Raw genomic sequence first — 10,019 nt, forward strand, 5'->3', positions numbered from 1 at the left:
CCGCGGTCCCTGCCGGCGCCGCCCTCGTACCCCTCGCTCACGTCCTGCCGCCCCTCGGTGACGATCGGTCAAGCCCTGCGCGCGCTCCGCCTGTTGCCGCCGCGAGCCCGTTGCGGAGGACGATCCTACGTTTCTTGCCCCGGGGCGCATCAAGGGTCTCATGAGGACACGTGCGCGGGCGTGCGATCCCAGTCCGCCGGGAGCGACGGAACCGGCCACGCGGGGTCGGGGCGCCAGCGCTGCCAGCCGTCGGAGAACGGCGGCCCCCATGCCCGGATCACGTCCACCGCGGCCCGACCGGCCTCCCGGACCCGCCCGGCAAGGCGCGCGTCCATCAGCCCGTCCCGCTGGGCCTGCGCGAACTCGTCCTCGTCCCGCCAGTGCCAACCCCGGTCCGGGTACACAGAGATGTCCAGGAAGTGGTCCTCGGAGTCCACCCCGCCCGACCAGCGGGCCAGCGGCTCCTCCAGGTTCACGTACCAGTTCTTGAACACCCAGCCCGGGTCCCAGAACAGCCACACCGACCAGGGGTCGCCCGGCCGGGCCAGCTTCAGCACGCCCGTGCCGAACCAGCGGTCGCGCACCACGGTCCGGGGTCTGGTGTAGCGCGTGGCCAGCGGCTCGCGGTGCGGGGGCGTGCCGTCGGCCAGCACCGGCTTCACGCACTCGGTGCCGGGGGCCAGCCACACGGCGAGCAGGTCGGCGTCGTCGCGGACGACGGTGACGGGGCGCGCGATATGGACGCGTGGGCCGGCGTTCTCCCGGTACCGCCACAGGATGTGGCTGCCGGGTGTCCAGAACGCCGCCGGCCCGTCCGCTTCCGCCGCTGTGCTCACCGCTTCACCGTCTGCCATGGACAGATATTAGGTGCCGCGGGCATGCCACGCTGCGGCATCCGTCACGCCGGGACGAAAGCGGCGCGACGGACGCACGGGGACACCCGGGGAGACCGGTGCCCGCGGGACGGGCCGGGCGCCCGGCTCAGGGGCGGGTCATGCGCAGCACGTCCAGGGCCTCGTCGAGCTGCTGCTCGGTGAGGTCGCCGCGCTCCACGTAGCCGCCCTCCACCACCACCTGACGGATGGTCTTCCGCTCGGCGAGGGCCTTCTTGGCGACCTTGGCGGCCTCCTCGTACCCGATGTACTTGTTGAGCGGCGTGACCACCGACGGCGAGGACTCGGCGTACTCGCGGGCCCGGTCGCGGTGGGCGACGATCCCGTCCACGGTGCGGTCGGCCAGCAGCCGGGAGACGTTGGCGAGCAGCCGGACCGACTCCAGGACGTTCTTGGCGATGACCGGCAGCATGACGTTCAGCTCGAAGTTGCCCGCGGCGCCCGCGGCGGCGACGGTCGCGTCATTGCCGGTGACCTGCGCGGCGACCATCAGCACGGCCTCGGGGACGACCGGGTTGACCTTGCCCGGCATGATCGAGGAGCCCGGCTGGAGGTCGGGCAGCGAGATCTCCGCGAGCCCGGTCCGCGGCCCCGACGACATCCACCGCAGATCGTTGGCGATCTTCGTCAGGCCGACCGCGACGGTGCGCAGCTGCCCGCTGGTCTCCACGATGCCGTCCCGGGCGCCCTGCGCCTCGAAGTGGTCCCGGGCCTCGGTCAGCGGCAGCCCCGTCGCGCGGGCCACCTCCTCGATGACGGCGGCGGCGAAACCGGGCGGGGTGTTGATGCCGGTGCCGACGGCCGTACCGCCCAGCGGCAGTTCGGCGAGGCGCGGCAGGGAGGCGGTCAGCCGCTCGACGCCGTACCGCACCTGCGCCGCGTACCCGCCGAACTCCTGCCCCAGCGTGACGGGGGTGGCGTCCATCAGGTGCGTACGCCCCGACTTCACGACGTCGGCGAACTCCCCGGACTTGCGCTCCAGCGCCTCCGCCAGGTGCTCCAGGGCGGGGATCAGGTCCCGGCTGACGGCGGCGGTCGCGGCGATGTGGATGGACGACGGGAAGACGTCGTTGGACGACTGGGAGGCGTTGACGTGGTCGTTGGGGTGCACGGCCCGCCCGAGCCGCTCGCTCGCCAGGGTGGCGAGGACCTCGTTGGTGTTCATGTTGGACGAGGTCCCCGACCCGGTCTGGAAGACGTCCACCGGGAAGTGCGCGTCCCACTTCCCGGCCGCGACCTCCGCGGCCGCCTCCTGGACCGCGGCCGCGATCTCCTTGTCCAGGACCCCCAGCTCGGCGTTGACCTTGGCCGCCGCGCCCTTGATCCGGGCCAGCGCCTCGATGTGCGCGCGTTCGATGCGCTGCCCGGAGACGGGGAAGTTCTCCACCGCCCGCTGGGTCTGGGCCCGCCACTTGGCGTGCGCGGGCACCCGCACCTCTCCCATGGAGTCGTGCTCGGTGCGGTACTCGGTCCTGTCCTGCTCGTCGGTCATCGACGATCACCTCCACTGGTCACAGCGTCCGCGTCGCGACCACTGTTCCCCGTGGAGGTGAACCGGCACCGACCCGCTCAGGCGAGTCCGGGACCGCGTACCGGAATGGAGGTGAAGGTCGGCGCCGGGGCCGGGTCCTGGAAGAAGTCGTTGCCCTTGTCGTCGACGACGACGAAGGCCGGGAAGTCCTCGACCTCGATCTTCCAGACCGCCTCCATCCCCAGCTCCTCGTACTCGACGACCTCGACCTTCTTGATGCAGTCCTGGGCGAGGCGGGCGGCGGGGCCGCCGATGGAGCCGAGGTAGAAGCCGCCGTGGGCCTCGCAGGCGTCGGTGACCTGCTTGCTGCGGTTGCCCTTGGCGAGCATCACCCGGGAGCCGCCCGCCGCCTGGAACTGCTCGACGTAGGAGTCCATGCGCCCGGCCGTGGTCGGGCCGAAGGAACCGGAGGCGTAGCCCTCGGGGGTCTTGGCGGGCCCGGCGTAGTACACCGGGTGGTCCTTCAGGTACTGCGGCATCTCCTCGCCCGCGTCGAGCCGCTCCTTGATCTTGGCGTGCGCGATGTCGCGGGCCACGACCAGCGGACCGGTGAGCGAGAGCCGGGTCTTGACCGGGTACTTGGTCAGCTCGGCGAGGATGTCGTCCATCGGCCGGCGCAGGTCGATCCTCACCACGTCGCCCTCTTCGGCGAGGTGCTCGTCGGTGGTGTCGGGCAGGAACCGCGCCGGGTCGGTCTCCAGCCGCTCCAGGAAGACGCCCTCCGCGGTGATCTTCGCGACGGCCTGGCGGTCGGCGGAGCAGGAGACGGCGATGGCGACCGGGCAGGACGCGCCGTGCCGGGGCAGGCGGATCACGCGGACGTCGTGGCAGAAGTACTTGCCGCCGAACTGCGCGCCGATGCCGATCTTCTGCGTCAGCTCGAAGACCTTCTCCTCCAGCTCCGTGTCCCGGAAGCCGTGGCCGAGCGCGGAACCCTCGGTCGGCGCGTTGTCCAGGTAGTGCGCGGAGGCGTACTTCGCGGTCTTCAGCGCGTACTCGGCGCTGGTGCCGCCGACGACGATCGCCAGGTGGTACGGCGGGCAGGCGGCCGTGCCCAGCGAGCGGATCTTCTGCTCCAGGAACTTCATCATGGAGGACTCGTTGAGGACGGCCTTCGTCTCCTGGTACAGGAACGACTTGTTGGCCGAGCCGCCGCCCTTCGCCATGAACAGGAACTTGTAGGCGCCGCCGTCGGTCGCGTACAGCTCGATCTGCGCCGGGAGGTTCGAGCCGGTGTTCTTCTCCTCCCACATGGTCAGCGGGGCCATCTGGGAGTAGCGCAGGTTCAGGTTCTGGTAGGCGTCGTAGATGCCGCGCGAGAGGGCCGCCTCGTCGCCGCCCTCGGTCAGCACGTTCTGGCCGCGCTTGCCCATGACGATCGCCGTACCGGTGTCCTGGCACATCGGGAGCACGCCCGCCGCCGCGATGTTCGCGTTCTTCAGCAGGTCCAGCGCCACGAACTTGTCGTTGGACGACGCCTCGGGGTCGTCCACGATCCGCCGCAGCTGCGCCAGGTGGTCCGGGCGCAGATAGTGCTGGATGTCGTGGATCGCCTCCTCGGCGAGCTTGCGCAGCGCCTCCGGCTCCACCTTGAGGAACGTTCGCCCGTCGGCCTCGAAGGTGGAGACACCCTCGGAGGTCACCAGCCGGTAGGGGGTGGTGTCCTCTCCCTGGGGGAGCAGATCGGTGTACGCGAACTCAGGCATCTCGCCCATTCCTCACTCGACAGACGGTCGCTGGCCTCCGTTGGCAGCGCCCATCAGCGTAGAACCTGCCGGTGGCGGTGAACTTGTGAGGTTGTCCTCAGTCGAAGGCCGGCGGGGTCTGGTCGCGATCTATCGCGTTTGGGTACGCTGCTGCCGTGGACCTTCACAAGCACGACCGGCAGGACCCGGCGGGCAGCGCCCCGCCCGTCACCGACCTGCGCGCGTCGGACGCCGACCGCGACCGCATCGCCGACATGCTGCGCGAGGCCCTCGCCGAGGGGCGCCTCACCGCCGAGGAGCACGCGGAGCGCGTCGAGGGCGTACTGGCCGCCAAGACCGTCGGCGAGCTGGACGTGTTCGTACGCGACCTGCCCGCGGCCCACGAGCGGCGCGCGTACCCGGCCGGGCCGCCCCCGCGCCCCGCGGCCGGCGCCGTCCCCGCCGTCCCCGACGACAGCGTGGTCGCGGTGTTCAGCGCCGCCGTCCGCAAGGGCCGCTGGCGCGCGGGCCGCCGCATCCACGCCTACTCCGTCTTCGGCAGCGTCGAGATCGACCTCAGCGAGGCGGTCTTCGAGTACCAGCAGGTCATGGTCAAGGCGGTGTCGGTCTTCGGCAGCGTCGAGGTCCGCGTCCCGGAGAACGTGACGCTGCGCGGCGCGGGCGGCGCCGTCCTCGGCAGCTTCGAGGTGGACACGGTCGACGCCACCGAACCGGAGGCGCCCGTGGTCTACGTCGACGGCTGGGCCGTCCTGGGCAGCGTCGAGGCCCGGCCCCGGCGTGGCAAGTACGTCGCGGACATCCTCGACCGTGTCCAGCGCAAAGTCGACCGGCATGTGCGCAGGCATCTGGGCCGCTGACGGTTGCCCCCTGTGAATCCGGCTGTTCGGTACCCGGTGCATAGGCACGCGTACAGCGGGTAAGGCTTCCGGCATCGTCTCTCGCTCGCGAAGCCGTCGTCAGGAGTAGACCGTGCTGCAACCGCCGCCCTCGTCCCTGCAGGTAGCCGCCGTTCCGGCCCAGCGGGTGCCGACGCGAGAGAGGGACCAGGACGCCCCCTGGCACACCGAGGCGGTGTGCCGACGCGACGAGGCGGGCCTGTTCTTCGCTCCGTCCAAGGAGCCCACGGCCGCCCGGCTCTCCCGTGAGGAGGCGGCGAAGCGGGTCTGCGCACGCTGTCCGGTCATGGTGGAGTGCCGCGAGCACGCCCTGCTCCAGCCCGAGCCCTACGGCGTCTGGGGCGGCCTGACCGCCGCCGAGCGACGCGTGGTCCTGGCCCGCCGTCGCCGCCGCGACCTGGAACTGAAGAAGGCGGCCCGCACGACGGGCCCCCGCATAGCGGCAGCCGGCTGACCCGGTGGTGGACGGACGCGAGGAGGGCACCCCCTCCGCACAGGGGGTGCCCTCCTGACGCCGTGCGCTGCGCGCCCTGTCAGGGGCGCGGGGCTGTGTTCGCTCTGCGGCTCCGCCGCGTGGGCGCGAGCGACCACGACGCACCCGCGGTGAACGGACGACCTACCGACCCCGGTCGAAGTCCACCGCGCTGTACGCCCGCAGCTTGCTGAGCCGATGCTCGGAGTCGATCCGCCGCACCGTCCCCGACCGCGACCGCATCACGATGGAGTCGGTCGTGGCGGTCTCGCTGCGGTACCGGACCCCCCGCAGCAGCTCCCCGTCGGTGATCCCGGTGGCCACGAAGAACACGTTCTCCCCGGTCACAAGATCCTCCGTGGTGAGCACGCGGTCCAGGTCGTGCCCCGCGTCCACCGCCCGCTGCCGCTCCGCGTCGTCCTTGGGCCACAGCTTGCCCTGGATCGTGCCGCCCAGGCACTTCACCGCGCAGGCCGAGATGATGCCCTCGGGGGTGCCGCCGATGCCCAGCAGCAGGTCGACGCCGGTGCCTTCGCGCAGCGCCAGGATGGAGCCGGCGACGTCACCGTCGGAGATCAGCTTGATCCGGGCGCCGGTGTCCCGGACCTCCTGGATGAGCCCCTGGTGCCGGGGCCGGTCGAGGATGACGACCGTGACGTCCTCGGGCGTGCGGCGCTTGGCCTTGGCGACCCGGCGGATGTTCACCGCGACGGGGGCGTTGATGTCGACGAAGTCGGCCGCCTCGGGCCCGGTGACCAGCTTGTCCATGTAGAAGACGGCGGACGGGTCGAACATCGAGCCGCGCTCGGCGGCGGCCAGCACCGCGATGGCGTTGGTCATGCCGTTCGCGGTCAGGGTGGTGCCGTCGATCGGGTCCACGGCGATGTCGACCTCGGCGCCGGTGCCGTCGCCGACCCGCTCGCCGTTGAAGAGCATCGGGGCTTCGTCCTTCTCCCCTTCGCCGATGACGACGACGCCGTTCATCGACACGGTCTGGACGAGGGTCCGCATGGCGCGCACCGCGGCGCCGTCGGCGCCGTTCTTGTCGCCGCGCCCGACCCAGCGGCCCGCGGCCATGGCCGCGGCCTCGGTCACGCGGACCAGTTCCATCGCGAGGTTGCGGTCGGGCGCCTCGGCGGGGACGTCCAGCTCGGACGGCAGATGATGATGCTCGGTCATCGGAGCGCACCTTTCTGTACGACGACGGCCGGAATGAGGGTATGACCACGACTCTATCGTCAGTCCGACTAAATGAGCAGGGGACCCCACGGATGAGCACTTCGGGCACCTGCGACGATAGGGAGCGTGGCAGGCAGAAACGGCAAGCAGAAGACCGCCCGGAACATGATCTACTCGCTGGGCGTGACCGTCCTCGTGGGACTGGTCATGTGGGTGTTCGTCCCGCACGACGACGAGGAGCCGGAGCTCCAACGCGTCGACTACCGGGTGGAGCTCCTCACCGCCCGCCGTGCCGCGCCGTACCCGGTCGCGGCGCCCGAGGGGCTGCCCGAGGCGTGGAAGGCGACGTCCGTCCGCTACCAGGGCGCCGAGTCCGACACCTGGCACCTGGGGTTCCACCTCCCGGGCGGCCAGTACGTGCAGGTGCAGCAGTCGACCGGCAAGCCGGCCACGTTCATCGAGGAGGCGAGCCAGGGCGCGGAGGCGACCGACGTCACCGAGGAGATCGACGGCCGGACCTGGACGCGCTACGAGGGCGGCCGGTACGACGCCCTGGTCCTCAAGGACACCGAGGGCGTGAAGAACGCGACGACGGTCGTGGCGGGCACGGGCTCGTTCGGCCAGCTGACGAAGATGGCGTCGGCGCTGAAGCTGGCGTGACCCTCGCATGAGGTCCCGTACGAGCGCGTGAGGTCCCGTACGGGAAGAGGCCCCTCGCGGGGCCTCTATCGCCATGTCCCGTACGGGGCTCAGACGACCGTGACGACCTGGTCGTACGCGAGGCGCGGCGAGCGCGGGTACCAGGCGTCCGGGCCCGGCCGGCCGATGTTGACGATCATCAGCGGGGTGTGGTCGTCGTCGAGGAACTCCTTGCGGACGCCCTCGAAGTCGAAGCCGGTCATCGGGCCGGCGGCGAGGCCCGCGGCGCGGATGCCGACGATGAAGTAACCGGCCTGGAGGGCGGCGTTCAGCGCGGCGGCGTTCTCGCGGACGGCGCGCTCGGAGAAGAACGCGTCCTTGGCCTGCGGGAAGTGCGGGAGCAGCGTCGGCAGTTCCTCGTGGAACTCGTTGTCCGCGGAGAGGATGGCGACCAGCGGCGCGGCGGCGGTCTTCGCGGCGTTGCCCTCGGACGCGTACTTCACCAGGCGCTCGCGGGCCTCGGGGGAGCGGACCAGGGTGACGCGCAGCGGCGACTGGTTGAAGGCGGTCGGGCCGAACTTGACCAGGTCGTAGATCGCCTGCACCTGCTCCTCGGTCACCGGCTCGTCAGTGAAGGTGTTCGCCGTGCGGGCCTCGCGGAACAGCAGGTCCTGGGCGGCGGGGTCAAGTGCGAGAGACATGCGTGATCTTCCTCGAAAGGGGTGCGTCGGCTCCCCGTGGTCGGCGGGGAGCCGTTGACGGGACGACCGTACGCCAAAGAAGTTCAAGGTTCAACAAAGCGCGGAGGCGGGTGATCCGCTTCACACGGCCACCGGTGTGAAGGCGGCCGGGCCGATCGTCGTGCACAGCGTGTCGGACCAGCGGAAGACAGTCAAAATACGCCTATATGACCGTGTGAATGCCATGTTGTCCGGCGCTGTCCCGTCACCCGTCCCACAGGCCACGGCACCCGCCGGGTGGATCACGGCACCCGCCGTGCGGGCCACGGCACCCACCGGGCGGGCCACGGTATGACCGTCCTCCGCCCCGCCCGCACCCCCGTCCGCGGCGGCCCCCGCCGGCTGGGCGAGCGGCTGGACGCCCTGGACTCCGACGTCCGGCGCGGTGTCGTCAGCCTGCTTGTGCTGGTCGCGCTGCTGCCCCTGCTGCTGCTCCTGGCCCGCCGCACCGTCCGGCTCCCGCACGGCTTCGACCTGCCGGTCTGCTACGGCCTGACCGTCCTCGCCGGCACCATCGGCCTGCTGCACATCGCCTACAGCCGCTACGACGACCCCGCCGAACGGCCGCTGCGCCGCCGGCCCCGGGACCTGTCCGCCTTCCCCGCGCTGCCGGCGACCCCCCGGGTCAGCTTCCTGCTCGCCGTGCGCAACGAACGCGAGCACATCGAGGCATGCGTCCGCTCCATGGCCGCCGTCGACTACCCGGACCTGCAACTCGTCGTGGTCGACGACGCCTCCGACGACGGCACGGCCGAGGTGCTGCGGCGGCTCGCCGCCGAACTGCCGCTCACCCTCGTCCGGCTGGACCGCAACGTCGGCAAGAAACGCGCCCTGGTCCGCGCCTGCGAACTCGCCGACGGCGACCTCCTGCTCTTCACCGACTCCGACTGCGTCATCGCCCCCGACGCCGTCCGCGCCTGCGTCACCGCGATGGTCCGCCACCCCGAACTCGGCGCGCTCAGCGGCCACTGCCGGGCCCTCAACACCGACACCGGCCTGCTCTCCCGCGTCCAGGACGTCTGGTACGAGGGACAGTTCCGCATCACCAAGGCCGCCGAGGCCGCCTTCGGCTCGGTGTCCTGCGTCTCCGGCCCGCTCGCCGCCTTCCGCCGCGAGGCGATCTGGAACTACCTGCCCGCCTGGGCCGAGGACCGCTTCCTCGGCGCGCCCTTCCGGTTCGCCACCGACCGCCAGCTCACCGGGTACGTCCTGGGCCAGAAGTGGCAGGGCCGCGACCTCAAGCGCCGGCACGCCGAGTCCCCGTTCGTCCGCGACCACGACTACCCCGAGCTGCGCTGGGAGGTCGGCTACACCCGCACCGCCCGGGTCTGGACCCGGGTGCCGTCCCGGCCCGGCTCCTTCCTGCGCCAGCAGGTCCGCTGGAAGAAGAGCTTCATCCGCAACCTCTTCTTCACCGGCCGCTTCATGTGGCGCCGGGGCCCGGCCGCCGCCGCGCTCTACTACGGACACGTCCTGTGGGTCGTCGCCGCGCCCGTCCTCGCCGTACGCCACCTGGTGTGGGCGCCATTGCACCTGGCCGGCCTGCTCACCCTGCTCTACCTGGGCGGAGTCGTCCTCAAGGGCTGCGTCTGGGGCCTGGCCTACCGGCTCGACCACCCCACCGACCGCGCCTGGCGCTGCCGGCCCCTGATGAGCCTGCTGTCCTGCTGCGTCCTGGCCTGGCTGCTGCCGTACGCCCTGCTCACCCTGCGCCGCAACGTCTGGTCGAGGAGCCCCGCATGAGAACGCCGCTGCGCGCCCTGGGCCGCGCGCTCGCCGTCGCCGCCACCGTCGCCGCGATCGCCCTGCTCTACCTGTTCGTGATCAGCCGGGGACGTCCGCTGTGACGCCGCCGAGTTCCGGGGAGCCGGCCGACGGGACGGCCGGGGCACCACGCGCGCGTGGTGACGGGAGGGCCGAGGGCGCACGCGCCCGTGGCGCCCGGTCGGCGGCGGTCCGCCGG

General features: G+C 71.7%; 9 protein-coding genes. 4 read left to right on the forward strand and 5 right to left on the reverse strand.

All coding sequences use genetic code 11. From position 1 onward, the window contains the following. Positions 1 to 158: 158 nt before the first annotated feature. The 3 genes from UW392_RS59955 to UW392_RS59965 form a co-directional block, all read right to left on the reverse strand. Positions 159 to 854: a DUF402 domain-containing protein gene (locus UW392_RS59955; protein ID WP_320783932.1), complete on the reverse strand. Its 696-nt coding sequence runs from the start codon at positions 852 to 854 to the stop codon at positions 159 to 161. A gap of 127 nt (positions 855 to 981) precedes the next feature. Then, on the reverse strand, positions 982 to 2,385 hold the full coding sequence (locus UW392_RS59960; RefSeq protein WP_320783933.1) for a class II fumarate hydratase: 1,404 nt from the start codon (positions 2,383 to 2,385) through the stop codon (positions 982 to 984). A 77-nt stretch (positions 2,386 to 2,462) separates the two neighbouring features. Next, positions 2,463 to 4,130: a fumarate hydratase gene (locus UW392_RS59965; protein ID WP_320783934.1), complete on the reverse strand. Its 1,668-nt coding sequence runs from the start codon at positions 4,128 to 4,130 to the stop codon at positions 2,463 to 2,465. Positions 4,131 to 4,285: 155 nt separating this feature from the next. Here UW392_RS59965 and UW392_RS59970 point away from each other — a divergent pair, with 155 nt between their 5' ends. Both UW392_RS59970 and UW392_RS59975 read left to right on the forward strand, forming a co-directional pair. Beyond that, positions 4,286 to 4,987, forward strand: coding sequence for a DUF1707 domain-containing protein (locus tag UW392_RS59970; RefSeq protein ID WP_320783935.1), 702 nt, complete (start codon positions 4,286 to 4,288; stop codon positions 4,985 to 4,987). 112 nt (positions 4,988 to 5,099) lie between these two features. Further along, positions 5,100 to 5,480, forward strand: a complete 381-nt coding sequence (locus UW392_RS59975; protein WP_320783936.1) for a WhiB family transcriptional regulator — start codon at positions 5,100 to 5,102, stop codon at positions 5,478 to 5,480. 162 nt (positions 5,481 to 5,642) lie between these two features. On the opposite strand, the gene glpX is transcribed toward UW392_RS59975, so the two are convergent. Continuing rightward, a complete protein-coding gene (gene glpX, locus UW392_RS59980; protein WP_320783937.1) occupies positions 5,643 to 6,677 on the reverse strand; it encodes a class II fructose-bisphosphatase in 1,035 nt (344 codons plus the stop codon). A 126-nt stretch (positions 6,678 to 6,803) separates the two neighbouring features. Here glpX and UW392_RS59985 point away from each other — a divergent pair, with 126 nt between their 5' ends. Further along, on the forward strand, positions 6,804 to 7,337 hold the full coding sequence (locus UW392_RS59985; RefSeq protein ID WP_320783938.1) for a DUF4245 domain-containing protein: 534 nt from the start codon (positions 6,804 to 6,806) through the stop codon (positions 7,335 to 7,337). 89 nt (positions 7,338 to 7,426) lie between these two features. On the opposite strand, the gene UW392_RS59990 is transcribed toward UW392_RS59985, so the two are convergent. Beyond that, positions 7,427 to 8,017 carry a malonic semialdehyde reductase gene (locus tag UW392_RS59990; protein WP_320783939.1) on the reverse strand — a complete coding sequence of 197 codons (591 nt, stop codon included), beginning with the start codon at positions 8,015 to 8,017 and terminating at the stop codon, positions 7,427 to 7,429. 330 nt (positions 8,018 to 8,347) lie between these two features. Between UW392_RS59990 and UW392_RS59995 the strand changes: the two genes are divergently transcribed. After that, on the forward strand, positions 8,348 to 9,799 hold the full coding sequence (locus UW392_RS59995; protein WP_320783940.1) for a glycosyltransferase family 2 protein: 1,452 nt from the start codon (positions 8,348 to 8,350) through the stop codon (positions 9,797 to 9,799). The last annotated feature ends 220 nt before the right edge of the window (positions 9,800 to 10,019 follow it).

The organism is Streptomyces sp. CRN 30, assembly GCF_034105845.1.

Excerpts from the sequence above, each read along its gene's own strand:
- UW392_RS59955 (WP_320783932.1), bottom strand. The coding sequence starts at position 854 with ATGGCAGACGGTGAAGCGGTGAGCACAGCGGCGGAAGCGGACGGGCCG.
- UW392_RS59960 (WP_320783933.1), bottom strand. The coding sequence starts at position 2,385 with ATGACCGACGAGCAGGACAGGACCGAGTACCGCACCGAGCACGACTCC.
- UW392_RS59965 (WP_320783934.1), bottom strand. The coding sequence starts at position 4,130 with ATGCCTGAGTTCGCGTACACCGATCTGCTCCCCCAGGGAGAGGACACC.
- glpX (WP_320783937.1), bottom strand. The coding sequence starts at position 6,677 with ATGACCGAGCATCATCATCTGCCGTCCGAGCTGGACGTCCCCGCCGAG.
- UW392_RS59990 (WP_320783939.1), bottom strand. The coding sequence starts at position 8,017 with ATGTCTCTCGCACTTGACCCCGCCGCCCAGGACCTGCTGTTCCGCGAG.
- UW392_RS59995 (WP_320783940.1), top strand. The coding sequence starts at position 8,348 with ATGACCGTCCTCCGCCCCGCCCGCACCCCCGTCCGCGGCGGCCCCCGC.